The 25,209-nt window shown below is 72.2% G+C and carries 23 protein-coding genes and 1 tRNA gene; 11 read left to right on the top strand and 13 right to left on the bottom strand.

The annotated features are described in order from the left end of the window. Positions 1 to 65: 65 nt before the first annotated feature. Positions 66 to 1,103, bottom strand: coding sequence for a GTP 3',8-cyclase MoaA (moaA, locus tag ACTZWW_RS13085; protein WP_444781432.1), 1,038 nt, complete (start codon positions 1,101 to 1,103; stop codon positions 66 to 68). 177 nt (positions 1,104 to 1,280) lie between these two features. On the opposite strand from moaA, the gene ACTZWW_RS13090 reads away from it, so the two are divergent. After that, a complete protein-coding gene (locus ACTZWW_RS13090) occupies positions 1,281 to 1,685 on the top strand; it encodes a gamma-butyrobetaine hydroxylase-like domain-containing protein (RefSeq protein ID WP_444781401.1) in 405 nt (134 codons plus the stop codon). Positions 1,686 to 1,735: 50 nt separating this feature from the next. Here the strand turns inward: ACTZWW_RS13090 and ACTZWW_RS13095 are convergent, their stop codons facing one another. Then, positions 1,736 to 2,323 (bottom strand): L,D-transpeptidase, encoded by a 588-nt coding sequence (locus tag ACTZWW_RS13095; RefSeq protein ID WP_444781402.1) that lies wholly within the window; start codon positions 2,321 to 2,323, stop codon positions 1,736 to 1,738. A 277-nt stretch (positions 2,324 to 2,600) separates the two neighbouring features. Here ACTZWW_RS13095 and ACTZWW_RS13100 point away from each other — a divergent pair. Continuing rightward, positions 2,601 to 2,675 (top strand) — tRNA-Val (locus tag ACTZWW_RS13100). Positions 2,676 to 2,846: 171 nt separating this feature from the next. Next, a complete protein-coding gene (locus ACTZWW_RS13105; RefSeq protein ID WP_444781403.1) occupies positions 2,847 to 4,382 on the top strand; it encodes a S10 family peptidase in 1,536 nt (511 codons plus the stop codon). A 6-nt stretch (positions 4,383 to 4,388) separates the two neighbouring features. Here the strand turns inward: ACTZWW_RS13105 and ACTZWW_RS13110 are convergent, their stop codons facing one another. Next, the gene (locus tag ACTZWW_RS13110; RefSeq protein ID WP_444781404.1) at positions 4,389 to 5,048 is read right to left on the bottom strand and encodes a class I SAM-dependent methyltransferase; all 660 of its coding nucleotides are present in this window, start codon (positions 5,046 to 5,048) and stop codon (positions 4,389 to 4,391) included. A 92-nt stretch (positions 5,049 to 5,140) separates the two neighbouring features. On the opposite strand from ACTZWW_RS13110, the gene ACTZWW_RS13115 reads away from it, so the two are divergent. Beyond that, on the top strand, positions 5,141 to 7,231 hold the full coding sequence (locus tag ACTZWW_RS13115; protein ID WP_444781405.1) for a M3 family metallopeptidase: 2,091 nt from the start codon (positions 5,141 to 5,143) through the stop codon (positions 7,229 to 7,231). Positions 7,232 to 7,253: 22 nt separating this feature from the next. Here ACTZWW_RS13115 and ACTZWW_RS13120 read toward each other — a convergent pair whose 3' ends face one another. Next, positions 7,254 to 8,495 (bottom strand): PA0069 family radical SAM protein, encoded by a 1,242-nt coding sequence (locus tag ACTZWW_RS13120; RefSeq protein WP_444781406.1) that lies wholly within the window; start codon positions 8,493 to 8,495, stop codon positions 7,254 to 7,256. A gap of 186 nt (positions 8,496 to 8,681) precedes the next feature. Between ACTZWW_RS13120 and ACTZWW_RS13125 the strand changes: the two genes are divergently transcribed. After that, on the top strand, positions 8,682 to 9,191 hold the full coding sequence (locus tag ACTZWW_RS13125) for a hypothetical protein (protein WP_444781407.1): 510 nt from the start codon (positions 8,682 to 8,684) through the stop codon (positions 9,189 to 9,191). Here the strand turns inward: ACTZWW_RS13125 and moaB are convergent, their stop codons facing one another. The 3 genes from moaB to acs form a co-directional block, all read right to left on the bottom strand. After that, entirely contained in the window at positions 9,192 to 9,743 is a 552-nt protein-coding gene (gene moaB / locus ACTZWW_RS13130; RefSeq protein ID WP_444781408.1) for a molybdenum cofactor biosynthesis protein B, read from the bottom strand. It abuts the gene before it with no gap. 65 nt (positions 9,744 to 9,808) lie between these two features. Further along, a complete protein-coding gene (locus tag ACTZWW_RS13135; protein WP_444781409.1) occupies positions 9,809 to 13,798 on the bottom strand; it encodes a hypothetical protein in 3,990 nt (1,329 codons plus the stop codon). A 180-nt stretch (positions 13,799 to 13,978) separates the two neighbouring features. Then, positions 13,979 to 15,937, bottom strand: a complete 1,959-nt coding sequence (gene acs, locus ACTZWW_RS13140; protein ID WP_444781410.1) for an acetate--CoA ligase — start codon at positions 15,935 to 15,937, stop codon at positions 13,979 to 13,981. A gap of 264 nt (positions 15,938 to 16,201) precedes the next feature. Between acs and ACTZWW_RS13145 the strand changes: the two genes are divergently transcribed. The 3 genes from ACTZWW_RS13145 (at position 16,202) to ACTZWW_RS13155 (ending at position 17,579) form a co-directional block, all read left to right on the top strand. After that, positions 16,202 to 16,576, top strand: coding sequence for a hypothetical protein (locus ACTZWW_RS13145; RefSeq protein WP_444781411.1), 375 nt, complete (start codon positions 16,202 to 16,204; stop codon positions 16,574 to 16,576). Positions 16,577 to 16,634: 58 nt separating this feature from the next. Continuing rightward, complete coding sequence (locus ACTZWW_RS13150) at positions 16,635 to 17,009, top strand: hypothetical protein (RefSeq protein ID WP_444781412.1); 375 nt, start codon at positions 16,635 to 16,637, stop codon at positions 17,007 to 17,009. A 69-nt stretch (positions 17,010 to 17,078) separates the two neighbouring features. Beyond that, positions 17,079 to 17,579 (top strand): copper chaperone PCu(A)C, encoded by a 501-nt coding sequence (locus ACTZWW_RS13155; protein WP_444781413.1) that lies wholly within the window; start codon positions 17,079 to 17,081, stop codon positions 17,577 to 17,579. A gap of 26 nt (positions 17,580 to 17,605) precedes the next feature. On the opposite strand, the gene ACTZWW_RS13160 is transcribed toward ACTZWW_RS13155, so the two are convergent. Further along, positions 17,606 to 18,136: a L,D-transpeptidase family protein gene (locus ACTZWW_RS13160; RefSeq protein ID WP_444781414.1), complete on the bottom strand. Its 531-nt coding sequence runs from the start codon at positions 18,134 to 18,136 to the stop codon at positions 17,606 to 17,608. A 141-nt stretch (positions 18,137 to 18,277) separates the two neighbouring features. Here ACTZWW_RS13160 and ACTZWW_RS13165 point away from each other — a divergent pair, with 141 nt between their 5' ends. Together ACTZWW_RS13165 and ACTZWW_RS13170 are read left to right on the top strand one after the other, a co-directional pair. Further along, on the top strand, positions 18,278 to 18,964 hold the full coding sequence (locus ACTZWW_RS13165) for a response regulator transcription factor (RefSeq protein WP_444781415.1): 687 nt from the start codon (positions 18,278 to 18,280) through the stop codon (positions 18,962 to 18,964). Between the two features lie 16 nt (positions 18,965 to 18,980). Further along, a complete protein-coding gene (locus ACTZWW_RS13170; RefSeq protein WP_444781416.1) occupies positions 18,981 to 19,424 on the top strand; it encodes a cyclic nucleotide-binding domain-containing protein in 444 nt (147 codons plus the stop codon). Positions 19,425 to 19,450: 26 nt separating this feature from the next. On the opposite strand, the gene ACTZWW_RS13175 is transcribed toward ACTZWW_RS13170, so the two are convergent. Both ACTZWW_RS13175 and ACTZWW_RS13180 read right to left on the bottom strand, forming a co-directional pair. Beyond that, entirely contained in the window at positions 19,451 to 21,280 is a 1,830-nt protein-coding gene (locus ACTZWW_RS13175) for a methyl-accepting chemotaxis protein (protein WP_444781417.1), read from the bottom strand. 108 nt (positions 21,281 to 21,388) lie between these two features. After that, on the bottom strand, positions 21,389 to 21,814 hold the full coding sequence (locus ACTZWW_RS13180; RefSeq protein ID WP_444781418.1) for a rhodanese-like domain-containing protein: 426 nt from the start codon (positions 21,812 to 21,814) through the stop codon (positions 21,389 to 21,391). A gap of 270 nt (positions 21,815 to 22,084) precedes the next feature. On the opposite strand from ACTZWW_RS13180, the gene ACTZWW_RS13185 reads away from it, so the two are divergent. Then, positions 22,085 to 22,468, top strand: coding sequence for a hypothetical protein (locus tag ACTZWW_RS13185; RefSeq protein ID WP_444781419.1), 384 nt, complete (start codon positions 22,085 to 22,087; stop codon positions 22,466 to 22,468). Here ACTZWW_RS13185 and ACTZWW_RS13190 read toward each other — a convergent pair. The 3 genes from ACTZWW_RS13190 to ACTZWW_RS13200 all read right to left on the bottom strand — a co-directional run bounded on the left by ACTZWW_RS13190 (position 22,465) and on the right by ACTZWW_RS13200 (position 25,190). Beyond that, complete coding sequence (locus ACTZWW_RS13190) at positions 22,465 to 23,001, bottom strand: GNAT family N-acetyltransferase (protein ID WP_444781420.1); 537 nt, start codon at positions 22,999 to 23,001, stop codon at positions 22,465 to 22,467. The genes ACTZWW_RS13185 and ACTZWW_RS13190 overlap by 4 nt on opposite strands. After that, complete coding sequence (locus ACTZWW_RS13195) at positions 22,998 to 23,813, bottom strand: exodeoxyribonuclease III (RefSeq protein ID WP_444781421.1); 816 nt, start codon at positions 23,811 to 23,813, stop codon at positions 22,998 to 23,000. The genes ACTZWW_RS13190 and ACTZWW_RS13195 overlap by 4 nt, the downstream gene beginning before the upstream one ends. An 81-nt stretch (positions 23,814 to 23,894) precedes the next feature. Continuing rightward, complete coding sequence (locus ACTZWW_RS13200) at positions 23,895 to 25,190, bottom strand: amidase (RefSeq protein WP_444781422.1); 1,296 nt, start codon at positions 25,188 to 25,190, stop codon at positions 23,895 to 23,897. Positions 25,191 to 25,209: the final 19 nt, after the last annotated feature.

Below are 25,209 nucleotides of genomic sequence, written 5' to 3' on the forward strand. Positions count from 1 at the left end.
CGGACACTAGCGCATATGGCGGGGAACGGAAGATGCCGCGGTGCAGCGAAAAGGGCCCGCCGCCGTCACCCCCCCGTCACGCTCATGTGCCGCCCCACCGCGGGGCGGTTCACGCGGCGGTCGATGACGAAATCGTGGCCCTTGGGCTTGCGCGTGATGGCGTCGGCGATGGCCTGGGCGACGCGTTCGTCGCCCTCGGACTGGCGCAGCGGCGCGCGCAGGTCGGCGGCGTCCTCCTGGCCCAGGCACATGTAGAGCGTGCCGGTGCAGGTGAGGCGGACGCGATTGCAGCTCTCGCAGAAATTGTGAGTCATCGGCGTGATGAAACCGAGACGCCCGCCGGTCTCCTCCACCCGCACATAGCGCGCGGGGCCGCCGGTGCGGTCCGGCAGGTCGGTGAGGCTGTAACGGTCCATCAGCCGGGCGCGGACCTGCGAGAGCGGCAGGAACTGGTCGACGCGGTGGGTCTCGATCTCGCCGAGCGGCATCACCTCGATGAGCGTGAGGTCCATGCCGCGCCCGTGCGCCCATTCCAGCATCGGCTCGATCTCGTCCTCGTTGACGCCCTTGAGCGCCACCGCGTTGATCTTCACCGAAAGGCCCGCCGCCTGGGCGGCGTCGAGCCCCTCCATGACGCGGCCGAGGTCGCCCCAGCGGGTGATGGCGCGGAACTTGTCCGGGTCGAGCGTGTCCATCGAGACGTTGATCCGCCGCACGCCGCAGGCGGCGAGCTCGGCGGCGTGGCGGGCGAGCTGCGAGCCGTTGGTGGTGACGGTCAGCTCCTCCAGCGCGCCGGTCTCGAGATGGCGGCCGAGATTACGGAACAGCGTCATGATGTCGCGACGCACCAGCGGCTCGCCGCCGGTGATGCGCAGCTTGCGCACGCCGTGGCGCACGAACACCGAGCACAGCCGGTCGAGCTCCTCGAGCGTGAGCAGGTCGCGCTTGGGGAGGAACGTCATGTTCTCCGACATGCAATAGACGCAGCGGAAGTCGCAGCGGTCCGTCACCGAGACGCGCAGGTAGGAGATCGCCCGGCCGAACGGGTCGACGAGCGGCGCGCCCGCGCCGATGGCCGCCCGGCTCGCGGCTCGCGTGATGATCGGCTCGCTCAACTCGACACCTCCCGCAACCGTCGCCGAACCGGACTGCGCCGCGTCTTGCTCGCGCGCGCGGCTTCTGTATCGTCCGCCGGCCGTCCTCGCCATATGGGCGCGCGAGGATGGAAGAGAAGCCCGGCCGCGTCAACGCATGCGCCTCTACGAATGAAGGAATTGCCGATGAGCGCGATCGAGATGTCCGAAGCGGGCGGCGGCATCGCCGCGTGGCCCACGGAGCTGCGCGTCTCGCGCGACCGGCGCACGCTGACCGTGAGCTACGACGACGGGACCGCCTTCGCCCTGCCGGCGGAGTACCTGCGCGTGACGAGCCCGTCGGCGGAGGTGCAGGGCCATTCCCCCGCCGAGCGCAAGACCGTGCCGGGCAAGATGGAGGTGATGATCATCGGGGTGGAGCCGGTGGGCAACTACGCCGTCAAGCTCGTCTTCGACGACATGCACGACACCGGCATCTACGGCTGGGATTACCTGCGCCGCCTCGGCGAGCAGCACGCGGAGCGCTGGTCGGAATACCTGTCCGAGCTGGCGGCGAAGGGGATGACGCGCGAGCCGCCGCGCCGGCGTTGAGCCGGGCGGCGGTTCCGTCCTACGCGGGCCGGCGCGGTCCTCGGACCGCGTCAGTCCTTCATCACGATGCGAGCGCCCACGCGCACGCGGCTGTAGAGGTCCGTCACGTCCTCGTTCGTCATCCGCACGCAGCCCGAGGAGACCTCCTGGCCGATCGTTTGCGGCTCGTTCGAGCCGTGGATGCGCCAGAGCGTGTTGCCGATGTAGAGGGCGCGGGCGCCGAGCGGGTTGTCCGGGCCCCCGGCCATGTGGACCGGCAGGCCGGGCTGGCGACGGCGCATGGCGGCCGGCGGGCGCCAATCCGGCCACTCGGCCATGCGCGTCAGGCGGTAGGACCCGCGCCAGCCGAAGCCGGGGCGCCCGACGCCGACGCCGTACTGAATCGCCTTGCCGCCCTCCTGAACGAGGTAGAGGCGGCGCTCCGAATGGCTGATCACGATCGTGCCCGGCGCGTAGCGCCCGTCGTAGTCCACGACGCGGCGCGGAATCGACGAGCCCTGGAAGAAGTTGCCGCCCGTCCCGCCCGGACCGTTGAGGAGGGCGGGGTTGATCCATTCCGCCGACGCCCGCGTCGGCTGCAGGGCGAAGGCGCCGAGGGCGACGGCCAGCGCCAGGGTGAGTGAGAGAACGAACCGCATGAGAGCTCCTGGTCCTTGACGCTTGCCGGAACGCTGGCTCGCTGGGGGGCGACGCGCGAGACGCGGCGCCGGTTCCCGCGGCCGTGCCGACGACCGGCGCCCGTCGATGGACCTCGGTCACCATGCAGCCTACGAAACGCCACGCAGCGACCATAATCAGAATTTCGTGAATGCGCTGTTGCCGTCGTGCCGCGAAGGCCGGAAATCGGCCCCGCGACGGCTGCGATCGAGCGCTTGACGGCCAGCCCGCATCGGCCTATGAAGCGCGCCTCGGAACGGGCGCGTAGCTCAGCGGGAGAGCATTCGCTTCACACGCGAAGGGTCACAGGTTCAATCCCTGTCGCGCCCACCATCCGACACAACCAACCGACCCTACCACCCGACCCCACCACCCGACCCCGTGACACGATCGGCTCGTCGTCGATCGCGCCGTCGGCGGCTCGCGAAGGCGTGAGCGCGGGCACGGCTCCGCGGCGCCCGGCATGCGTTAGGCTGGATCACCGATCCAGTCCCGGAGCCCGCCTTGACCACCGCCCGCCTCTTCCGTCGCCACGCGCTTCTCCTCGCCGCAGCCCTCGCACTCCTCCCCGTATCCGTCTCCGCGCAGCCCGCGCAGGAGCAGGCGGGCGCGGCGCCCCCCGGCGCCGATCGCCCCGTCTCCGCCGACGGGCTGCGCCTGCCCGAGCCCGTCGCCACCCGCCACGAGATCGTGGTCGACGGCGCGCCGCTGGCCTTCGAGGCGACCGCGGGCGTGCTGACCCTGACGGGCTCGTCGGGCGAGGAGGAGGCGGACATCGCCTACGTCGCCTACGTCGATCCCGAGGCCGATCCGGCGCGCCGGCCGGTGACCTTCGTCGTCAACGGCGGGCCCGGCGCGGCCTCGGCCTACCTGCATCTCGGCGCGCTCGGCCCCTGGACGATCGGCTTCGGCGAGGACGTCATCGTCCCCTCCGCGACGCCGACCCTCGTCGACAATCCCGACACCTGGCTCGCCTTCACCGACCTCGTCTTCGTCGACCCCGTCGGCACGGGCTACTCGCGGCTCGTGGCGCCGAGCGACCGCACGCGCGATCGCTACCTCTCGGTCTCCGGCGACATCGCGGCGCTCGCCGACTTCGTCGTACGCTGGTCCGTCGAGAACGGCCGCGCCGCCTCGCCGAAGGCCGCCGTCGGCGAGAGCTACGGCGGCTTTCGCATGCCGCTCCTCGCCGATGCGCTCGCGAGCGACCGCGGCATGGCGCTCTCCGCCCTCGTCCTCGTCTCGCCGGTGCTCGACTTCGCCTGGATCAGTCCCGTCGAGACGAACCTGATGGGGCGGGTCGCGCTCCTGCCTTCGCTCGCCGCGGCCGCGCTCGACAAGGCCGGCGAGGCGTCCCGAGAGGCGCTCGCGGAGGTCGAGGCCTACGCCACCGGCGCCTACGTCTCGGACCTCCTCGCCGGCCTCTCCGACCCGGCCGCGGTCGACCGGATCGTGACCCGGCTCGCGGACCTCACGGGCCTGCCCGAGGACCTCGTGCGACGGCAGGCCGGACGCATCGATGCCCGGCTCCTCGCCCGCGAGCTGTGGCGCGCGGAGGGGCGCGTCGGCAGCCTCTACGACACCGGCGTCACGACGCCGGACCCAGCGCCCACCCGCGCCGCGCCGCGCTACCGCGACCCGGTCCTCGACGCGCTCACCGCGCCGCTCACGGCGGCGGCGCTGACGCTCTACCGGGAGAAGCTCGCGTGGGTGCCGGAGCGCCAGTACGTGCTCCTGAACGGCGGCGTCTCGGGTTCCTGGGACTACGGCTCCGCGCGCTCCGCCCCGGAGGCGCTCGACGAGCTCGCCTCCGCGATGGCGCTCGACGAGAGCCTCGCCGTCGTCGTCGTGCACGGGCTCACCGATCTCGTCACGCCCTACTTCGCCTCGACGCTCGTGCTGCGCCAGCTCCCCGCCAGCCTGCACGCGCGGGTCGTCGAGGAGACCTATCCCGGCGGGCACATGTTCTACACCCGCCCGGCGAGCCGGGCGGCGCTCGCCCGGACGGGGCGCGCGGCGATCGCGGGGGAAGCGCCGTGAGCGGGATCAGCGCAGGCGCCAGACCGTGGTGCGCTTGATCTCGGCGTCCTCGAGCTCCCGGGTGACCGGAACCTCGTAGGTGGCGAGCGGCGCGAGGCCCGAGGCCTCGGCGTCCCTGGGGAGATACGCGCGGCCGGGGTCGCCGACGAGCACGGTCGCGCCGCGGGCGGCGAGCGCGCGCAGCCAGGCCAGCACGCGCGCGGCGAGGTCGCGCTCGTAGCAGATGTCGCCTGCGAGCACGACCTCCCAGCCCTCGTCGATCCCGACGAGGTCGGTCTCGCGGGTGTGGAGCACGACGCTGTTCGCCGCGGCGTTGAGCGGCATCGCCGCACAGGCGAAGGGGTCGATGTCGGCGGCCTCGACCCGCGCCGCGCCGGCGCGGGCGGCGGCGATGCCGACGAGGCCCGAGCCCGCCGCGAAGTCGAGCACGCTGCGCCCCGCCACGACCTCCGGATGATCGAGCACGTATCGCGCGAGCGCCTGCCCGCCGGCCCAGGCGAAGGCCCAGAACGGCGGCGGCAGCCCGATTTCGCCGAGCTCCTCCTCGGTCTTCTCCCACAGCGCCGTCGCCTCGTCCGCGACGTGGAGGAGGAGCTGCGGCGCATGGGGCACCGGCAGGAGCCTCGTGTGGGCCCGGATGAAGGCGGCGGGATCGTCGATGCGCATGGCCCCTCCTCGATAGCGCCTCGACGCGCGCGAGGGGAGCGCCTATCTCGAAGCGAGCGACACGAACGACACGACAGCAGGAGCGCCGGCCGATGCCCGCGGATGCCACCTCGAGCGAGAACCCCTTCTTCCGGGCCTGGGAGACGCCGTTCGAGGCGCCGCCCTTCGAGGCGATCGTGCCAGAGCACATGGAGGCGGCCTTCGAGGCCGGGCTCGCCGCGCACGATGCGGAGATCGCCGCGATCCGCGACACGGACGCGCCCGCCACCTTCGAGAACACGATCCTCGGGCTGGAGCGCGCCGGGCGCGACCTCAGGCGTGTCGCGATGGTGTTCTACAACCTCGCCGGCGCGCACACGAACGAGGCGATCCAGGCGATCGAGCGGACCATGGCGCCGCGGCTGTCGCGGCACTCCTCGAAGATCATGCTCGATGCCGGCCTGTTCGCGCGCGTCGACGCCGTGTTCCAGGCGCGCGAGGGGCTCGGGCTCGACGCCGAGGCGCTGCGGCTCCTCGAGCGCACCCATCTCGGCTTCGTGCGTGCGGGCGCGATGCTCGCGCCGGAGGCGAAGGCGCGGCTCGCCGAGATCGACGCGCGGCTGGCCGAGCTCGGCACCGCCTTCGGCCAGAACGTGCTCGGCGACGAGAGCAGCTTCACCCTGGTGCTGGAGGGCGAGGCCGATCTCGCGGGCCTGCCCGACTGGCTCGTCGCCGCCGCGGCACGCGCGGCGGAGGATCGCAAGATGCCCGGCGTGCACGTGATCACGCTGGCGCGCTCGTCGGTCGAGCCCTTCCTCGCCTTCTCCGCACGGCGCGACCTGCGGCAGCGTGCCTTCGAGGCCTGGACCCATCGCGGCGTGTCCAAGGTCAATCGAGACAACCGCGGCATCGTCGCCGAGACGGTGCGGCTGCGCGCCGAGCGCGCCAGGCTCCTCGGCTACGAGACATTCGCGCACTACAAGCTCGACGACGCCATGGCGAAGACGCCCGACGCCGTGAGCGATCTGCTCGGGCGCGTCTGGGAGCCCGCCCGTGCCCGGGCACGCGAGGAGCGCGACGCGCTCGCGGCGCTCGCCGCCGAGCGGGGCGAGAGTCCCGAGGTCGCGCCCTGGGACTGGCGCTACCTCGCCGAGGGCGTGCGCCGCGCCCGCTACGATCTCGACGAGGGCGAGATCAAGCCGTATTTGCCGCTCGACCGCATGATCGAGGCGGCCTTCCATGTCGCGCAGCGCCTGTTCGGGCTCACATTCGAAGAGCGTGCGGACGTGCCGCGCTGGCACCCGGACGTGCGTGCCTTCGAGGTGCGCGACGCGGCGGGCACGCACGTGGGCCTGTTCTACGGCGACTACTTCGCGCGGCCCTCGAAGCGCTCCGGCGCCTGGGCCTCCGCGTTCCGCTCCCAGCAGAATCTCGACGGGCGGGTGCGGCCGATCATCGTCAACGTGATGAACTTCTCCGCAGGCGGGCCCGAGACGCCGGCGCTGCTCTCCTTCGACGACGCGCGCACGCTCTTCCACGAGTTCGGCCATGCGCTGCACGGGCTCCTCTCGGAGGTGACCTATCCCTCCCTCGCCGGAACCGCGGTCGCGCGCGACTTCGTAGAGCTGCCCTCGCAGCTCTACGAACACTGGCTCGAGACGCCGCAGGTGCTGGAGCGCTTCGCGCGCCACCATCGCACCGGCGAGCCGATGCCGCAGGCGCTGCGCGACAAGCTCGTGGGCGCGCGCACCTTCAACCAGGGCTTCGCCACGGTAGAGTACCTCGCCTGCGCCTTCGTCGACCTCGACTTCCATCTCTTGCCGGACGCCGGCAACGTCGACCCGGAGGCCTTCGAGCGCGAGGCGCTTTCGCGCATCGGCATGCCCGACGAGATCGTCATGCGCCACCGCACCCCGCACTTCGCCCACGTTTTCGCGGGTTCGGGCTACGCCGCGGGGTACTACAGCTACATGTGGTCGGAGGTGCTCGACGCCGACGCCTTCGAGGCCTTCCAGGAGACGGGGGACGTCTTCGACCCGGCCACCGCGGCGCGGCTGCGCGAGCACGTCTACGCCGCCGGCAACCGCCGCGACCCGGCCGAGGCCTATGCCGCCTTCCGCGGCCGCATGCCCGACGTGGGGCCGCTCCTGAAGAAGCGCGGCCTCGTCGAGGGCCTCCCCGCTCCGGCCGCCGGGGAGGCGTGACACGCGCCGCCGGGCGCCCTCCTCACGCGAACAGCGACAGCTGGTCCTCCGCCGCCCGGCGCCGGGCGGCGGCGGGCGGCTCGAACAGGTCCGTGCGCAGCCGCGTGCGCGTCGCGTTGAGGCCGAGCCGGCGCGCCGCCGTCTCGAACCGTCGCCCGATCATCCAGGCATACGCCCCCGTCCCGGTCTGCCGCACGCCCCAGGTGGCATCGTACTCCTTGCCGCCGCGGGTCTGGCGCACGAGCGAGAGGACGCGCTCGAGCCGATCGGGATAATGCTCGATCAGCCAGTCCCGGGCGAGGCCCTTGAGCTCGTCGGGCAGGCGCAGCAGCACGTAGCCCGCCTCGCGCGCGCCCGCCGCGTGCGCCGCCTCCAGGATGCGCTCGATCTCGTGGTCGTTGATCGCGGGCACGATCGGCGCCACGAGCACGGTCACGGGGATGCCCTCGTCGGTGAGCCGCTTGATCGCGTCGAGCCGGCGCGCCGGCGTCGCCGCCCGCGGCTCCATGCGCCGGGCGAGCACCGGGTCGAGCGTGGTCAGCGAGATCGCCACCTTGGCGAGGCCGCGCTCGGCCATCGGCCCGAGGATGTCGACGTCGCGCGTCACGAGATGCGACTTCGTGACGATCCCCACCGGATGCGACCGCTTCGCCAGGACCTCCAGGACCGAGCGCGTGATTCGGTAGCGCCGCTCCACCGGCTGGTACGGATCGGTGTTGGCGCCGAGCGCGATGGGCTTGGGCACATAGCTCCGCGCCGCGAGCTCGCGCTCGAGCAGCGCCGCCGCGTCCGGCTTGGCGAAGAGCTTCGTCTCGAAGTCGAGGCCGGGCGAGAGGCCGTGATGGGCGTGGCTCGGGCGGGCGTAGCAATAGAAGCAGCCGTGCTCGCAGCCGCGATAGGGGTTGATCGAGTAGTCGAAGCCGATGTCGGGCGACTGGTTCCGCGCGATGATGGTGCGCGCGCGCTCCTCCACCACCTCGGTCGCGAGCGCGAGCGCGCGCTCCTCCTCGTCGTGGAGGCGGTCCTCCTCGAAGGCCTCGCGGGTGATGCGCTCGTAGCGCCCGGTCTCGTTCGTCTGCGCGCCGCGCCCGCGCCTCAGCCGCTCGGCCACGGCGTCGGGCCGCCCGGTGTCGCGCAGCAGCGCGCGGCGCTGCAGATCGCGCGCCGAGGGTTCGCGGAGCGCCGGCTCCCGCGGGGACGCATCCCGCGCGCCGGGGGCGATGACGTGGCGCGGTGCGCGCGCCGTGCTGGCGACCGGGCTCATGACGACCTCCGAACGAACGTTCTCGCCGATTCCGATTTGTTCCGTCTATGTTCTGACCTTCCTTATACGAACGAAATGAGAACGACGCAAGCCCCTCCCGGTTCCGCACGCGCCGGTCGCGACGGCGCGCGGAGGTGCGCCCGAACGAAGGGTTACGCGGCCGCACGGCTGCGCTATGAGGACGGCATGATCAGCGCGCTCATTCTCTCCGACGGCGACCCGCAGGCCCTCGCGGCGACGATCGCGGCGCTGGTGCCCGGCGTCGCCGAGGGGGTGATCGCCGATGCGGTCGTGCTCGTGCGCGGCACGCCGTCACCGCCGGCGATCGACGCGCTGGCGGACGCCGCGGGCGCGACGCTCGTTTCGCCGGCGCCCGGCGAGGACCCCTGGCGAGCGGGCGCACGCGCCGCACGGCGGGACTGGCTGCTGCTGCTCCAGGCGGGCGACGTGCCGCTCGAGGGCTTCTCCCGCCCGCTCGAGCGATTCGCCGGCACGGCGCCGACGCACGCGCCGGGCGCGCTCGGCCGCATGCGTCGGGAGGAGGCGGGCGTCGTCGCGACAATTCTCGCGCGACTGCGCGGACGCTCGCGCCGCCCCAGCGCGGGCGACCTCGTCCACGTCTCCCATCTCGCGGAGGCCGCGCGACCGCGAATAGTACGGCTCGCCGCGACTCTCGTGCGGGAGGGGCGGGCCTGATCAGCCCCGCGCCTTGCCGCGCTTCAGGTGCTCGTCGAGGCGGGGCATGATCTCGACGAAGTTGCAGGGGCGGTGGCGGTAGTCGAGCTGCGGCCCGAGGATGCCGTCCCACGCGTCCTTGCAGGCGCCGGGCGAGCCCGGCAGCACGAACACGTAGGTCGCCCCCGCGACCCCCGCGGTGGCGCGGGACTGGAGCGTGGAGGTGCCGATCTTGTCGTAGCTGATGCGGTGAAACACCGCCGAGAAGCCCTCCATGCGCTTCTCGAACAGCGGCTCGATCGCCTCGGGCGTGACGTCGCGCCCGGTGAAGCCGGTGCCCCCCGTCGTGATCACCACGTCGACGTCCGCGCGCGCGATCCATCCCTGCACCGCCGCCCGGATCGCCGCGACCTCGTCCCGCACGATCATCCGATCCGCCAGATGGTGCCCCGCCGCCGCGATGCGCCCGACGAGCGTGTCGCCGGACTTGTCCTGCGCGAGATCGCGCGTGTCGGAGACGGTGAGGACGGCGATGCGGACGGAGATGAAGGGGAGGGTTTCGTCGATGGGCATGGGGGCGGGGCTCCGAAGGCGTCGTCCCTCAGATAGACCGCCGCGGCGCGAAACGGAACGGGTGATCAGGGCGCGCCGCGTGAGAGGTCGAGGACGACGACCGTGATCCGCGCGCGCAGGGCGGGCGAGAGTCGCGCCTCGAGCGCCGCGCGCAGGGCTTCGGCGTCGCGGATGGTGTCACCGTCGGGATGTGGCTTGGGGCGCTTGCGCCGGTGCACGTCGTGGCCGAACCAGTAGACGAGATAGATGCCGCCGGCGGCGCGCCAGTCGGTGACGTAGAGATTGTCGAGCTGCGCACCAGCGGCCGTCCAGAGATCGTCGTTCCACTGACCCTTGGTTTCGAGGGGAAGCGCCATGTCGCCGATGGTGAAGAGGATATCGGCCTCCTTGCTTCTGGCCATATGCGCCTGCGGCGCACGGCCGAGTTCCGGTGACAAAAGCCCCTCGAGGTCCTCGATCAGGCGATCGGTGCAAGTGTCCTCGTCGCGCGGGCGACCATCGTCCCTCCAGTACTTGTTGATCGGGTCGGTGTCGGCGGCACGCAGCCGCTCCTGCACGCGCACGAGCGCGTCGAGCACGACCCCGCGCAGATCCTCCGGCGTCGCAGGCGGGCCGTTCTCGATGACGTGCCGAATGTCGGACGCGGTAAGCGGCCGGAACGCCCGCTCCCGCCGCGCCTGCCGCTGCTCGTGTAGCGCACGACGCAGATGCGGCGTGTAGCCGTCCTCGGGGGCATGGGCGAGGTCCGCGAGAGCGGTGCTCGCCTCTTCGGAGTGATCGTTTGCGAGGCGATCGATCAGGCGGTGGAGAAAGTCGGACGCGTCCCACGGATTGGTGTCGCCGGACCAGCCGCCGGTGGGATGCGGCACGGGCGGCCACAGGGGGCGGAACTGCCGGATCGCCCACGTCACGAGCGCGGGCGGAGCCGGGAGGGAACCGCTTTGCCGACGGTTGCCGAAAAGGTCGCGCACCGGCCAGATGAGAAGGCGCTCCTCGGTCCCCACCTTGCCGAGGGCTGCCCAGGTCGTCTCGAAGTCGAGCACCAGCGCGAGCGCCTGCCACCGCCGCTGCCGTTCGCCGTCCGCCGACTTAAGACGGCTGGCAGCGATCGCCAGCAGACCCGCCCATGGCCCGGCTGCGAGCGCGGTGTCGACGAGCCGCTTTTCGACTTCATCCGGAAGGTCCGAGTATCGGCCCAGCCACTCGACGGCGAGCCGCGCCATCATGGCGTGGTCGTCCTCCGTTGCAGGCACCTGCCAGAGCCCCGGGACTGACGTCGCACGCGCGGCGAGGCTCGGCTCCATCAGCTGACGGGCGAAAGCCTCGTAGCTGGCGGGGTCGCGGCGCAGGCACAAATCGAGCGCCGCTGCCGCCGGCTTCGCGATGCCTTGGTCGCCCGTGATTACGCCGTAGAGCGATGCCCGCGCGATCCGCACGACCTCTTCGGGCAGATCGGCGATGCCGCGCCCGGTGCGCACCCGCTCGGCGACGCCCGCGAGGATCGGGTACTCCACGGAGTAATGCTTGTCCTCTGCGATCGCGTCGGCGACATCAGCGAAGCTCGGTAGGTCGTCCCGGAAGAGCGTCGCCTCGAAGCCCGCGATCGCGGCATCGCGCAGGTCCTCGCCGAGCCAATCGGCGAGGCGATTCGGCGGCGCGGCGTCGTTGTCAATGTCACCGAAGCGGCCGAGATAGCATTTCGCCGGCTGGAGAACGGTCGCCCGGCATCCGAGCCGCATGTCGGTCTCGCGCGCCCGGAAGTGTGCGCGCGCCGCACGGAAGTTCTCCGCACGCTCGGCTTCCGCCTGCCGACGCCGTTCGTTTTCCTCCACTTCCCACCTGGGCACCGGCGGCGGCGGGATCATCTCTGCCAGATGCGCCTCGCGCGCCGGATCACCGGAGGCGAAGCCGCGGGCGGCATCGACGGCATCGGCAGGAAGTCCATCCTTGCCGCGAAGGTCCGCCAGAAGATCGCGCCACACGGCGTCCTCGCGTGGGCCACGGCCGGAGCCGCCGGCCAGGCGGTGGAGGAGATGGACGGCGTCGTCGGTCGTCGGACGCAAGGCCGGATGCACCCGAAACAGATGCCAGAGCCGAAGGTCGTCCTCAGTGTCCTCCGATCGCAGAAGAGCGAGTTCCTGCATCTCGCGACGCATGGCGTCGTCGGAGCGGATGTGCTCGGCCACCATGCGCCCATGGTCGTTCGTAGACCGATAGCTCCGAGGCAGGATACGCAGCCATCGGAGCAGGCGCGGCGCTCCAATCGCGACTGCTCCGATCGCCTTCTCCATGAAAATGCTCGCCGCGGTCTCGAGGTCGTATCCGACCCCCAGCCCTGGCTTGCACCCGAGGCGGCGGGCGGCGAGCGCGTCGAGGACCGGCGCCGCGAACGGAGTTGAAAGGCGTAACGCGAAGAGGTGGACGACACCGCTGGAGCGCACGTCGTCATCTTCCTCTCCGGCGACTTGGTTCGCGCCGAGCCCGAGATGCCCGAGCATCGCGGATGCCATCGTCTCCGGCGCGTACGCGTCCGGCGCGTCGCCTATGGCCCCCAAAGCCAAATGCGTGTCGTCCGCCCCGCTGCTCGCGGCGAGGCGCTCGACGGCGGTGCGGACGCGCTCGGGCGGGGACAGCGCCTGCAAGGCGCTCCACCGCTCGACATAGGTGAACTCGCGCTCCGTCGCGAGCGCGATCGCCTCGATCTCCGGCGCGAGGGCGGTCGCGACGGGCGAGCCGCGGATCGTCAGAAGGACGAGGCTGCGCAGCGCGAAGCCCACGTCCACAGCCTGCAGGACGTCGCGCACGTCGTCGACGAGCGCCGGGTCGCCCAAGGCGCGTACCGCCGCGTCGCCGCCGAGCGCGTTACGGAAATGTGGGTTCCCTCGCTCCAGCCGTCGCAGGGCGCCGAGCAGCCGCCGCGCCTGCGGCGGGGAGAGCCCCTCCGCGTCGCCGTAGTCGAGCATGCCGAGCGGATCGCGGTCGATCACCGCCTCCGCGAAACCCGGCCAGTGCGCCAGCCACGCATGCAGCCCGCGCAGCGAGGCTGGCACGCCTCCCTCGACCACCATCAGCGCCAGGACGCGCGCCCGGGCGCGATCGTCCGGGGCCTGCAGTGCGAGCCAGCGCGCGCCGAGATACTCCGCCACCGTGCGGTGGATCGGCTCCACGTGGCCGGGCGCGCCGGCGGACTTGAACAGGCGGCTGCCGAGGATCGCGTCGACCGCACCCGCGCCAGGAAGGTCGCGCACGTCCGCCGCGACGAGGACCTTGTCCTCGCCGACGCCGGCCTTCGTGCGCGCGATGGTCTCGGCGCCGCCAAGGAGGAACGCCGCGAACAGGGCGCCGGCTGCATCAAGGGCCGCCTCGCTTCCCAACCGCGCAAGTGCTGTGTCCACTCGTGTGCCGTCATCGTTCTCGACCCGCAGTATCTCGACCGCCTGCGTCATGAGGTCGGCGCGGGTATCGGGCAGCGCCCCATCGCGCTGTGCGATGGACAGCACGAAGCCGAGTGTTAGGGGGTTCTCAAGAAAAGCGTCGAGCCCGCGCTCCTCGAGCGAAGCCGCAACGGCTGCCGCCCGCTCCGAACCGAGCGTCTCGGTCAGGAACGCGACCGCGTCATCCGTCGAGAACGGGAGCAGCACCAACTCCCGCAGCGGCGTATCGTACTCGCTGAAGGCACCCCGCGCCACCGAGGAGCGCCAGTCGTCGACGCGGCAGGACAGGATGAAGGGCGGTGAACCACCGTCCGCAAGCCGCGCGGCAATGAGCTCAATCGCGTCGCCGGGCTGGGCAGACGCGACCTGATCGACGCCGTCGATGACGAGCGGCACATTGGACCGCACCCGTGCCGGCGCATTCATTCGAGCGAACACGCCGGCGCGTCGCACTCCCGTACCCGCCTGCTCCGCGAGCTGCTTCAACAGCTCCGTCTTCCCCATTCCCGGCTCGCCGAGCACGATGACGGGTCCGCCGAGACCGAGCACCTCGGTATCGGCGATTTCCTTTCGCTCGCCATTCTCTGTATATGCGAGGCGGCGTGGGATGAAGGCGTGCATATGCGTCCGCTGATCTGCGCGTGTCGTTCCTACGCGCGAGCGGACGCATCATAGTACGGCTTACGCCGGGGCGAAACAGGAACAGCGGCGCCGTGCACAGCAAGCGCCGCCGCCCTCAACCCGACCGCTATCCCATCCGGGAGAGGGGAGCCCGTCCTTCCCCTAGCCCCTCCCCCAACCTCAAGCCGCAGCCCCACGCTTGTTCTGCCGGTGCTCGATCAGGTCGTCCACCACCGCCGGGTCCGCCAGCGTCGAGGTGTCGCCGAGCGCGCCGAACTCGTCCTCGGCGATCTTGCGCAGGATGCGGCGCATGATCTTGCCCGAGCGGGTCTTGGGCAGGCCCGGGGCGAACTGGATCTTGTCGGGCGAGGCGATCGGGCCGATCTCCTTGCGCACGTGGACGACGAGCTCCTTGCGCAGCTCCTCCGACGGCTCGATGCCCGCCATCAGCGTGACGTAGGCGTAGATGCCCTGGCCCTTGATGTCGTGCGGGTAGCCGACGACGGCGGCCTCGGACACCTTCGGGTGGGCGACGAGCGCGCTCTCGACCTCCGCGGTGCCCATGCGGTGGCCCGAGACGTTGATGACGTCGTCGACGCGGCCTGTGATCCAATAATAGCCGTCCTCGTCGCGGCGGCAGCCGTCGCCGGTGAAGTACTTGCCCGGATAGGTCGAGAAGTAGGTCTGGATGAAGCGCTCGTGGTCGCCGTAGACCGTGCGCATCTGGCCGGGCCAGCTGTCGGCGATGCACAGGTTACCCTCGCAGGCGCCGTCGAGCACCTTGCCCTCGGCGTCCACGATCTCCGGCTTCACGCCGAAGAACGGCAGCGTCGCCGAGCCCGGCTTCTGGGCGATGGCGCCCGGCAGCGGTGTGATCAGGATGCCGCCGGTCTCCGTCTGCCACCAGGTATCGACGATGGGGCAGCGCCCCTCGCCCACCACGCGATGGTACCACTCCCAGGCCTCCGGGTTGATCGGCTCGCCGACCGAGCCGAGCAGCCGCAGGCTCTTGCGCGAGGTCTTGCGCACCGGGTCCTCGCCGGCGCCCATCAGCGAGCGGATGGCGGTGGGCGCCGTGTAGAAGATGTTGACCGCGTGCTTGTCGACCACGTCCCAGAAGCGGGAGATCGACGGGTAGGTCGGCACGCCCTCGAACATCAGCGTCGTCGCGCCGTTGGCCAACGGGCCGTAGACGATGTAGCTGTGGCCCGTCACCCAGCCGACGTCGGCCGTGCACCAGTAGACCTCGCCCTCCTTGTAGTCGAAGACGTACTGGTGCGTCATCGAGGCGTAGACGAGATAGCCGCCGGTCGTGTGCAGCACGCCCTTCGGCTTGCCGGTGGAGCCCGAAGTGTAGAGGATGAACAGCGGATCCTCCGCGTTCATCTCCTCGCAGGGGCACTCGGCCGTGACCATCTCCGCGGCGGCGTCGTAGTAGACGTCCCGGCCCGGGTCCATCGCGACTGCGCCGCCGGTGCGCCGCACCACGACCACGTGGTCGACGGAGCCCGCCGGCAGGCGCTCGAGCGCGGCGTCGACATTGGCCTTGAGCGGCACCTTGCGGCCACCGCGCAGGCCCTCGTCCGCGGTGATCACGCAGCGCGACGCGCAATCCTCGATGCGCCCGGCGAGCGCGTCCGGCGAGAAGCCGCCGAACACGATCGAGTGGATGGCGCCGAGCCGCGCGCAGGCCAGCATCGCGTAGGCGGCCTCCGGGATCATGGGCAGGTAGAGCGTGACGCGGTCGCCCTTGCCGACGTTGCGGTTGCGCAGGACGTTGGCCCAGCGCGACACGTGCTCGTGCAGCTCGCGATAGGTGATGCGCTTCGACTCGCCCGGGTCGTCGCCCTCCCAGATGATGGCGACCTGGTCGGCGCGCGTCTCGAGGTGGCGGTCGACGCAATTGTAGGCGACGTTGGTGGTGCCGTCCTCGAACCACGCGATCGACACCTCGCCGGGGCCGAACGTGGTGTTCTTCACCTTGGTGAAGGGGCGGAACCAGTCGATGCGCTTGCCGTGCTCCGCCCAGAAGGCCTCCGGGTCGGCGAGGCTCGCCTCGTACATCTCGCGATACTTCGCGGCGTCGACATAGGCGCGCTCGGCCCAATCCCGCGAGACGTCGTAGATCTTCTCAGCCATGCGTGTCCTCCCCGCGATACGTGCCCGACGAACGCCGCGCGGGCGACCGTCACGCCTTTGTTGCGCGGCACGTTACTGGAGGGGGAGCCCGCGCCGCAAGGTAGGGGGATCTCGCACTTTCGTGGGGCCGGCGAACCGATCGCGCGGCCCGCCGGCCCCGAACGCGGACGAAATGCCGCGCTTCGATGGGGCGACCGAGGCGGCGTGAACGGCGTAAGCGTGGCGGGCACGGTCGGCGTGCGCACGAGCGCAGGAGTACGCATCATGGAGCATCGCACCCTCACCGAGGCGCGCAGGCACGCGAGCGCGCGGTTGATCGATCCCGGCTCGGACTTCAACGCGCAGCTCGCCACGATCGCGCTGACGCCGATCCTGGCGCTGTGGCCGTTCCTGTCGACGCTGCCGCTCTTCGGGCTCATCGCGGGGCCCGAGTCGATCGGCTGGGGCGTGATGCAGCTCTTCCTGCTCCTCACCGGCTTCTGGGGCGTGTTCGGCGGCTGGCTGGCGCTGCGCTTCGTCACGCCCGCGACCGTCCCGGCGCGGCCGCAGGGCCTGCCGACCGGGACCCGGCGCCTGATGCTCGGCGCCTACGCCACGGCGTGGACGATCGTGGCCATGGGCGTGGTGATCCTCGCCTGAGGGCGGCACGCGCCGGCCGCGCTTGCGCGACGGACCGCGCTCGCATAGAGCCTCGCTCATGAGGACGCTCTCGCGCTTCGCCAGACCCCTGCGGACGACGATCGCCGTCGTGGCGCTCTACGGGCTCGTGCTCGCGAGCCTGCTCTCGGGGCTCTCGGGCGCCCTCGCCTTCTCGGCGAGCGGGGCCGGCGCGGGGCAGACCGTCTGGTGTCCCGTCGACGGCTCGATGCCCGCGGACGCACCGGCGGACGCCTGCTGGCACGCCTGCCGCCTGGGCAGCGGGCCGACCGGCCCGGCGATCGCGCCGTCGTCGGCGTCCGCCCTGCCGGCGCGCGTCGCCGCGCCGGTCTCGCGTGCGGCCGCCCACGTCGAGGCCCCGCGCCCGCGTGCGGCCACGGCCCCTCTCGGCGCCCGCGCGCCGCCCGTCTCCTGATCGCCCAGAGACACGCACTTCTCATTCTCACGCGATCCGGATCGCAGCGATCCGACGGAGTCCACACCCATGCTCGCCACCCTCACCCGCGCCGCGCGCGCGGCCGCCCTCGCGCTCGGCCTCGCCGGCATCCCCCTCCTCCCCGCCTCGGCCGAGACCTTCGGCGCCGGCGACATCCGCATCGAGACGCCCTGGTCGCGCGCGACGCCGGGCGCCGCGCCGGTCGCCGGCGGCTACCTCACCATCGTCAACACCGGCTCCGAGCCGGATCGGCTGCTGGGTGGCTCCGTCGAGATCGCCGAGCGCTTCGAGGTTCATTCGATGGAGACCGTCGACGGCATCGCCCGCATGGCGCCCGTGGAGGGCGGGCTCGAGATCCCGGCTGGCGAGAGCGTCGCGCTCGCGCCCGGCGGCTACCACGTCATGTTCATGGGCCTGAAGCGACCGCTCGCGGAGGGCGAGGCCTTCGAGGCGACCCTCGTGTTCGAGCGTGCCGGCGAGGTGCCGGTCACCTTCTCGGTTGGAGGCATGGGCTCGCGCACGCCGCCGATGGGACACGGGGCGCACTGAGACCGGGGCGACCGGCGGGCCGCGCATCACCCCACGACGAAGCGGGTGCGCGGCCCGATCCGGGCGAGGAGGCGCCGCAGCGCGCGCGTCTCAAGCGCGATACAGCCCTCCGTCGGCTGGAAGCCGGGCCTCGCCACGTGCAGGAAGATCGCGCTGCCGCGTCCCTTCCGGATCGGCGCGCGGTTGGCCGAGAGGTCGACGACCAGGTCGTAGAGCGCGTCCTCGCGCTGCATCCGCTCGGCGCTCGCCGGGTAGGGCAGCAACACCGGGCGATTGTAGTTGCGGTCGCCGGGGGCGTCGCACCAGCCGTCGGCCGCGCGAATCGCCGCGAGCGGCAGCGGTGTCGCCGGCCGCCGCCCTCGGTCGGCGCGAAAGAAGGCGCCGAGCGGGCGCACCGTGCCCGCCGGCGTCGCGCCGTCGCCCTCGCGCTTGTCCCTGCGGATGCCCGCGCGGCCGAGCGCGCAGGGCAGGACGAGGCCGCCCGCGTGGAGCCGGCCGCGGTGGCGCGCGCCGACGGCGCGGTGCACGGCGATGCGCGAGATCGTGTGCGACGACATGGAGACCTCCTCCTCCGCTGCGGCCCGCCCGGCAATCGCCTGGGCATAACCCCGCATGAACCCTTGCCGCCGCTTGTTGCCGAGAGACGGCGGTTTAGTCTACAGCCGTGAGCGACACGGCTCCGTGGTCGAGGACTTCCCATGTCGAACGCCAACCGGATACTCGTCGTCGACGACGACCAGGATCTGCGCGACACGCTCGCCGAGCAGCTCGCCCTCTACGACGAGTTCGTCGTCGCCACCGCCGAGACGGCGGGGGAGGCGATGAAGGCCGTGCAGGCGGACCGCATCGATCTCGTCATCATGGACGTGGGCCTGCCGGACATGGACGGGCGCGAGGGCGTCAAGCTCATGCGCAAGCACGGCTTCCGCTCGCCGGTGATCATGCTCACCGGCCAGGGCTCGGACGCCGACACCGTGCTCGGCCTCGAGGCCGGGGCGAACGACTACGTGGTCAAGCCCTTCAAGTTCGCCGTGCTGCTCGCGCGCATCCGCGCGCAGCTGCGGCAATACGCGGCCTCCGAGGACGCGATCTTCCAGATCGGGCCCTACTCCTTCCGCCCCGGCGCCAAGCTGCTCGTCTCCGACAAGGGCTCCAAGCTCAAGCTCACCGAGAAGGAGACCGCGATCCTGCGCTTCCTGTTCCGGGCCGGGCAGAAGGTGGTCTCGCGCGACACGCTGCTGGCCGAGGTGTGGGGCTACAACTCCAACGTCACCACCCACACGCTGGAGACGCACATCTACCGCCTGCGCCAGAAGATCGAGCCGAACCCGTCCGCGGCGCGCTTCCTCGTCACCGAGGGCGGCGGCTACAAGCTCGTCCCCTGATCCCGCCCGAGGCGCGATGTCCCTCGACGACGATATCGCGCTCCTCGCGCGCGCTCCCCTGATCGGCCTGATCGATCGCGACGGCCTGCGCCTGCTCGCCTTCGCCGCCGACAAGCGGCGCCTGCGCCAGGGCGAGGCGCTGTTTCGCAAGGACGACCGGGCGGATTGCGGCTTCGTGGTCGCCGAGGGCGCGATCGGCCTCGACGTCGAGGGCGGCAAGCCCGTCACCGTGGCGCGGCCTGGGGACCTGATCGGCGCCGCCGCCCTCTTCGCCGAGACCCGCCGCCCGGCGACCGCCACCGCCCGCGAGCCCGCGAGCGTGATCCGCCTCACCCGCCCGCTGATGCGCCGCGTGCTGGAGGAATACCCGCGCGCGGCGGCCGGCATGCACGCGATCCTCGCCGCCGAGCTGGAGGGGCTCGCCCAGGACCTGATGCGGGTGCGGGCGAAGCTGGGGTGACGGGTAACGGCTACGGGCGCCCGACCTCACGCCGCCCTGAGCTTGTCCAGGAACGCCGTCATCTCGCGCCGGAGCATCTCGGCCTGGGCGGTGAGCGCGCCCGACGCGGTGCGCAGCTCGCCGGCCTTGTCGGTCGTCTGCGCCGCGGCGTCGGTGACCTCGGAGACGTTGCCGGCGATGCCGGCGGCGCCCTGCGCCGCCTGCGCCACGGAACGGGCGATCTCGGCGGTCGCGGCGCGCTGCTGCTCGACCGTCGCGGCGACCTGGGTCGAGATTCCGCTGATCTCGCGGATCGTGCGGCTGATGCCGTCGATGGCGCCGACGACCTCGCCGGCCGCGCCCTGCACCGCGCCGATCTGGCCGGTGATCTCCTCGGTTGCCTTGGCGGTCTGGGCGGCGAGAGTCTTCACCTCCGCGGCGACGACGGCGAAGCCCTTGCCCGCCTCTCCCGCCCGGGCCGCCTCGATCGTGGCGTTGAGCGCGAGGAGATTGGTCTGGGCGGCGATCGCGTCGATCAGCTCGACGACGTCGCCGATGCGCGCCGTCGCCTCGCCGAGCGCGCGGACCTTGTCACCCACCGCGGACGCCTCCGACACCGCGGAGCCGGCGATCTCGGACGCCTGCGAGACGCGCCCGCCGATCTCGGAGATCGACAGGCTCAGCTCCTCGCTGGCGGAGGCGACCGTCTGGACGTCGGCGCTGGCACGGGCGGAGGCCGCGCCGGCCTCGCGGCCGCGGTCGGTGGTGGTGGCGGCGAGGGCGACGAGGCCGCCCGCGGAGCCCTCGATCTGCGCGGCGGCGCTCGACAGCGCCTGGACCACGCCGGCGACGGAGGCGTCGAGCGCGTCGGCCATCGCCATCATCTCCTTGCGGCGGGCCTCCGCCGCCTCCTTGACGCGGACGTCGTCGGCGCTGCGGCGCTCCTCCTCCTCGGCGACGCGCGCCCGCATGGCGGCCTCGGCGGCCTCGGATTCGGCGCGGGCGATGCGCCGAATCAGCCGGAAGACCAGCGCGATCGTGCCGAGCCCGACGAGCGCGACCGCGGCGACGAGAACGGCGAGCGAGAAGGTGCGGGTCTCCGCCATGGTGGCGGCGGAGCGCGCCACGTCCCAGCGGACCGCGACGTCGAAGGCGGGCGCGCCGTCCGCGTCGAGGATCGGCAGCGTGGCCGAGGCCGGCATCGCGCCCTCGGGCAGGGCGTAGCCGTCCAGATCGGCGAGCGTGCGTCCGCCGCCGGCGGCGAGGAAGGCGAGCTCGAGGCCGAGCCGCGCGTCCGCCTCGCGCAGGGCGTGGAGCGGATCGGCGTGGACGGCGAGGTAGCCCACGACCCGCAGCCCGCCCACGGGAGCGACGATGCCGATCCGCGGCGCGCCGTCGGCGGACCACTCGACCCGCAGCGTCTCGAGCGCGGCCGCGCCCGAGCGACCGGCGAGCCGGGCGGGCAGGTCGGGCGGCGAGACCACGCCCGGCATCGCCGCGTGCTCGGCGATCAGGGTCCCGTCGGGACCGTACAGCGCGAGGCCGGTGACGGCGACGGCGCCGGAGGTGACCGCCTCGCGGCGCAGCATCTCGGGCAGGACGGAGGCGGCCGCCGCGGCGTCGCCGGCGGCCACGGCAGCGCGCAGCTCCGCGACCTGGGCGACCTGGCCGGCGAGCACCGTGACCTTCTGCGAATACTCGCCCCAGGCGACGTCGGAAACGTAGCCGTTGAGCATGGAGCCGAGCTGGCCCGCCGTCGCCTCGTGGACGGCCCCCTCGTAGCGCGAGGTGACGAGGGACATGACGCCGACGGCCGCGATGCAGTTCAGCACCGCCGACGCGACGAGGATGGCGAGAAGCTTCTTGTGCTCGGTCATGGTGGCTCGGATCCAGGACGAGATCGGGGGGACCGGCGGGCGGCGGCCCGCCGTCGAGGCGCGCATCGTCCCGTCGCGCTGGCCGCGCCGGGACGGTGCCGCGGCGGGTCAGTTCGAGACGAGGGGCAGCCCCCGCTCCTTCCACTCCTCCATGCCGAGCGCGTAGTAGTAGACGTCCGAGTAGCCGTAGCCGACCGCCTTGATCACGGCGTTGGCGGCGCGGCCGCAGGAAAGGCCGTTGCAGTAGAACAGCACCGGGGCATCCTTCGCCGCATGGGCGACGATGTCGGCCTCCGCGGCGATGTCGGTGTCGATCAGGCGCACGGCGCCCTCGATGTGGCCGGCGTCGAAGTCGCCCTGGCTGCGGTTGTCGAGGATGACGAGGTTCGGCGTCGTCGTGACGAGCTCGATGACGCCGTCGGCGTCGACGGTCTTCGCGCCCTCGATCTCCAGCGGGGCGAGATCGGCCTGGGCGGACGTGGCGAGGCCGACGGCGAGCAGGATGCCGGCTGCGAACGTTGCGAGCTTGCGCATGGTGATGACCTCCTATGGGCGCGACCGGGGAAGCGCGCTCGGAGATTTCACCACGGCAAGGCTGAATCAAATGTTTATGGATCTGAAGATTGCTTTCGACTTCCCCAACGTTACCGAACAGCTTGAATAAAGCGAAAATTAAGGACGGACTTTATGTGCTGAGAACTACCGCTTTCATGGTCGGCACGCATCGACACCATGAGCCCGCGCCCGCCTCCGCACCCCGGTCCCATGCGGCGTCGACACGGTCGCTCGCCATGCGTGTTCCCGTTGCTCGAGCTCGGCCTCGACTACGGCTGCCGCCTCTATTGTGGTGGCGGGCGCGAAACCAAGACGATCCTGATCCTGGAGGAGCAGCCGCATCGGCACGGAGCCTCGATCTCGGATCTCGCAGGATGCGATGTGCAGGCTCACGGAGCACGCTACGATGAAGCGATCCGCCGGGTCCGATCCTGGATCGCCTCGGAAGCCAGGCTGAAGGATGCGCCCGGGCCGCTGCACATCATCGCTCGATACGACGACGTCCGAGCCTGGCATTACGAAAGGCTCGCCGCGAGGGGTTTCGCGCCACGAGATATCGAGGAATACACGATGCAAGAGCTGCTGACGTCGATGCGGGAATGGATCGATCGGCGCGGCCCGCTGCCCACCTAGCGCAGCTGAGCGTCTCCGAGCACCATGAGCCCCCGCCCCGGCCGCTCGCCGGCCATCCCCGCTTCCGCGAACCCGACGTCGCCGAGCAGCCGTCGCGAGGCCGCGTTCTCCGGCGCCACCTCGGCCACGACCGCCGCCTCCGGCGCGAGCGCCCGCAGCCGCGCCACGAGGGCGCGGGCCGCCTCGCGGGCGTAGCCGGCGCCGCGCGCGTCCGAGGCGAGCCAGTAGCCGATCTCGATCGCCGGGCGCTCCCCCACCGGCGCATGCGCGTGGGCGCCGATCACGCCGATCAGCGCCCCGTCGTGGACGATGCCGAGGAAGCGTTCCTGCGCGCCGGCGTGGTTGCGGGCGATCAGGGCATGGGCGTCGTCGAGGCCGAACGGGTGGGGCAGGAAGGAGACGAAGGGCGCGACCGCGGGATCGTTGGTGATCGCCCGCAGCGCCGGCGCGTCTGCGGCCGCGAGCGGGCGCAGCGCGAGGCGGGGCGTCGTGCAGGCGAGCGCGGGCCAGAGGGTGGAGGCAAGCGCCGTCACAGCACGAGCGTCGCCGTCACCGGCGCGTGATCCGAGGGCCGGTCCCAGCCGCGGGCGTCCGTGAGGACGTCCACGCTGCGGCATGTCGCCATCAGGTCTTGCGAGAGCCAGACGTGGTCGAGCCGCCGGCCCTTGTTCGCCTTGGCCCAGTCCGGCGCGCGGTAGCTCCACCACGTGTAGATCTTCTCCGGCTCGGGCACGAGCACCCGCGCGGCGTCGGCCCAGCCGGCCTCCCCGCGTAGCGTCTCGAGCGCCTGGGTCTCCACCGGCGTGTGGCTGACGACGCCGAGCAGCTGCTTGTGGCTCCACACGTCGTGCTCGAGCGGCGCCACGTTGAGGTCGCCGACCAGGATCGCCGGCGCCGCCGTCGGGCGCTCCGCCGCGCCCCAGGCGCGCATCTCGGCCAGGAACTGGAGCTTGTGGGCGAACTTCTCGTTCAGCGCCGGATCGGGCACGTCGCCGCCGGCGGGGACGTAGAAATTGTGGATCGTGATCCCCGCGGCCGCGCCGGCGCCTGGGGCGAGGCGCACCGCCATGTGGCGGGCGTCCGCCTTGCCGCAGAAGCTCATCACCCGCCGCGTCTCGAGCGGCAGGCGCGAGAGCACCGCGACGCCGTGATAGCCCTTCTGCCCCACGAACTCGATGTGCTCGTACCCGGCCTTGCGAAGGTCGGAGGACGGGAACTTGTCGTCCGGGCACTTGGTCTCCTGCAGGCACAGGACGTCGGGCGCGTGCTCGTCGAGGAAGCGCAGCACGAGCGGCAGGCGCAGGCGCACCGAGTTGATGTTCCAGGTCGTGACCTTCAGCCGCATGCCCGCCTCCTCGCGTCTGCGTCCGGGTTACGATGCCCGGGCGCACGAGGGAAGCGGGGCGTGGCCGCACCGCGGCCGTCGTCAACAGGCGAGAAGCGGCTCGATGCCCGCCGCGACCTCGAGCAGCGTGCGGTCGCGCCCGCCGCGGGCGAGCAGCATCAGCCCCGCGGGGCGCGGCATCCCCGGCATCGGCAGGCTGACGCCGCACAGGTCGAACAGGTTGCCGAAGGTGGTGTTGCGCAGCATCAGCAGGTTCGCCTGCCGGAAGGCGTCGTCGTCGGCCGCGAGGGCCGCGATCTCCGGCGCCGTCGTCGCCGTCGTCGGGAGGGCGAGCACGTCGAGGGGGGCGAGCCGCCGGTCCATGGCGGCGATCAAGTCCCGGCGGGTCTCGAGATAGGCCTGGTAGGCCGCCGCGCTCACGCCGGCGCCGAGCCGGATGCGGGCGAGGACGTTGCGGTCGTAGCCCGAGGCGTGTGTCTCGTGGCTCCGCGCGTGCACGGCGGCCGCCTCGATCGCGACGAGCGGCGCGCCGGCCCGCGTCGCGGCCTCGGCCATGGCGTCGAGCAGGTCGTCGATGCCGTGCTCGACGATGCGCGCCCCCGCCGCCGAGAGCCGCGCGAGCGCCGCCTCGAAGCCGCGGGCGACGACGTCCTCGACCTGCCCGAACAGGAGCCCGCGCGGCACGCCGATGCGCAGCCCCGCCACCGGCATCGGCGCGAGCGCCTGCGGCTCCGCGCCGGCCATCACCGCGTCGGCGGCGGCGCACGCCGCCACCGTCCGCGCGAGGGGGCCGACCGAATCGAGCGTGCGCGAGAGCGGGTAGGCGCCCGCCGTGGGCACGCGCCCGCTCGTCGGCTTGAAGCCGACGACGCCGTTGAGGGAGGCGGGGATGCGCACCGAGCCGCCGGTATCGGTGCCGATGGCGATGTCGCAGGTGCCCTCGCCGACGCCGACGCCGGCGCCCGAGGACGAGCCGCCGGGCACGCGCGCGGGATCGGCGGCGTTGCCCGGCGTGCCGAAATGCGGGTTCATGCCGATGCCCGAGAAGGCGAACTCGGACATGTTGGTCTTGCCCAGGATCACCACGCCGGCCCGGCGCAGCCGCGCGACGACCGGCGCATCCGCCCGCGCAGGCTCGGCGTCGCGCAGGATGACGGAGCCCGCGCTCGTCGGCTCGCCGGCGACGTCGAACAGGTCCTTGATCGAGACGATCGCGCCGTCGAGCGGCCCGAGCGAGTTCCCGACGCGGCGGCGCGCGTCGGCGGCGTCCGCGGCCGCGCGGGCCGCGTCCGGGTAGAGGCGGGTGTACACGCGCTCGTCGCCGGCACGGGCGTCGAGGCGCGATAGGATGGTCTCCAGGCGGTCGCGGACGGTCATCGGCGTGGATCGCGGGCGG

The sequence above is a fragment of the Salinarimonas sp. NSM genome (assembly GCF_052380005.1).
GTDB lineage: Bacteria > Pseudomonadota > Alphaproteobacteria > Rhizobiales > Beijerinckiaceae > Salinarimonas.

What these genes read in the sequence shown, in the direction of transcription:
- ACTZWW_RS13090 (WP_444781401.1), top strand. Translation starts at nt 1,281, where the DNA reads ATGAGCGCGATCGAGATGTCCGAAGCGGGCGGCGGCATCGCCGCGTGG.
- ACTZWW_RS13095 (WP_444781402.1), bottom strand. Translation starts at nt 2,323, where the DNA reads ATGCGGTTCGTTCTCTCACTCACCCTGGCGCTGGCCGTCGCCCTCGGC.
- ACTZWW_RS13110 (WP_444781404.1), bottom strand. Translation starts at nt 5,048, where the DNA reads ATGCGCATCGACGATCCCGCCGCCTTCATCCGGGCCCACACGAGGCTC.
- ACTZWW_RS13115 (WP_444781405.1), top strand. Translation starts at nt 5,141, where the DNA reads ATGCCCGCGGATGCCACCTCGAGCGAGAACCCCTTCTTCCGGGCCTGG.
- ACTZWW_RS13120 (WP_444781406.1), bottom strand. Translation starts at nt 8,495, where the DNA reads ATGAGCCCGGTCGCCAGCACGGCGCGCGCACCGCGCCACGTCATCGCC.
- ACTZWW_RS13125 (WP_444781407.1), top strand. Translation starts at nt 8,682, where the DNA reads ATGATCAGCGCGCTCATTCTCTCCGACGGCGACCCGCAGGCCCTCGCG.
- moaB (WP_444781408.1), bottom strand. Translation starts at nt 9,743, where the DNA reads ATGCCCATCGACGAAACCCTCCCCTTCATCTCCGTCCGCATCGCCGTC.
- ACTZWW_RS13135 (WP_444781409.1), bottom strand. Translation starts at nt 13,798, where the DNA reads ATGCACGCCTTCATCCCACGCCGCCTCGCATATACAGAGAATGGCGAG.
- acs (WP_444781410.1), bottom strand. Translation starts at nt 15,937, where the DNA reads ATGGCTGAGAAGATCTACGACGTCTCGCGGGATTGGGCCGAGCGCGCC.
- ACTZWW_RS13145 (WP_444781411.1), top strand. Translation starts at nt 16,202, where the DNA reads ATGGAGCATCGCACCCTCACCGAGGCGCGCAGGCACGCGAGCGCGCGG.
- ACTZWW_RS13150 (WP_444781412.1), top strand. Translation starts at nt 16,635, where the DNA reads ATGAGGACGCTCTCGCGCTTCGCCAGACCCCTGCGGACGACGATCGCC.
- ACTZWW_RS13155 (WP_444781413.1), top strand. Translation starts at nt 17,079, where the DNA reads ATGCTCGCCACCCTCACCCGCGCCGCGCGCGCGGCCGCCCTCGCGCTC.
- ACTZWW_RS13160 (WP_444781414.1), bottom strand. Translation starts at nt 18,136, where the DNA reads ATGTCGTCGCACACGATCTCGCGCATCGCCGTGCACCGCGCCGTCGGC.
- ACTZWW_RS13165 (WP_444781415.1), top strand. Translation starts at nt 18,278, where the DNA reads ATGTCGAACGCCAACCGGATACTCGTCGTCGACGACGACCAGGATCTG.
- ACTZWW_RS13170 (WP_444781416.1), top strand. Translation starts at nt 18,981, where the DNA reads ATGTCCCTCGACGACGATATCGCGCTCCTCGCGCGCGCTCCCCTGATC.
- ACTZWW_RS13175 (WP_444781417.1), bottom strand. Translation starts at nt 21,280, where the DNA reads ATGACCGAGCACAAGAAGCTTCTCGCCATCCTCGTCGCGTCGGCGGTG.
- ACTZWW_RS13180 (WP_444781418.1), bottom strand. Translation starts at nt 21,814, where the DNA reads ATGCGCAAGCTCGCAACGTTCGCAGCCGGCATCCTGCTCGCCGTCGGC.
- ACTZWW_RS13195 (WP_444781421.1), bottom strand. Translation starts at nt 23,813, where the DNA reads ATGCGGCTGAAGGTCACGACCTGGAACATCAACTCGGTGCGCCTGCGC.
- ACTZWW_RS13200 (WP_444781422.1), bottom strand. Translation starts at nt 25,190, where the DNA reads ATGACCGTCCGCGACCGCCTGGAGACCATCCTATCGCGCCTCGACGCC.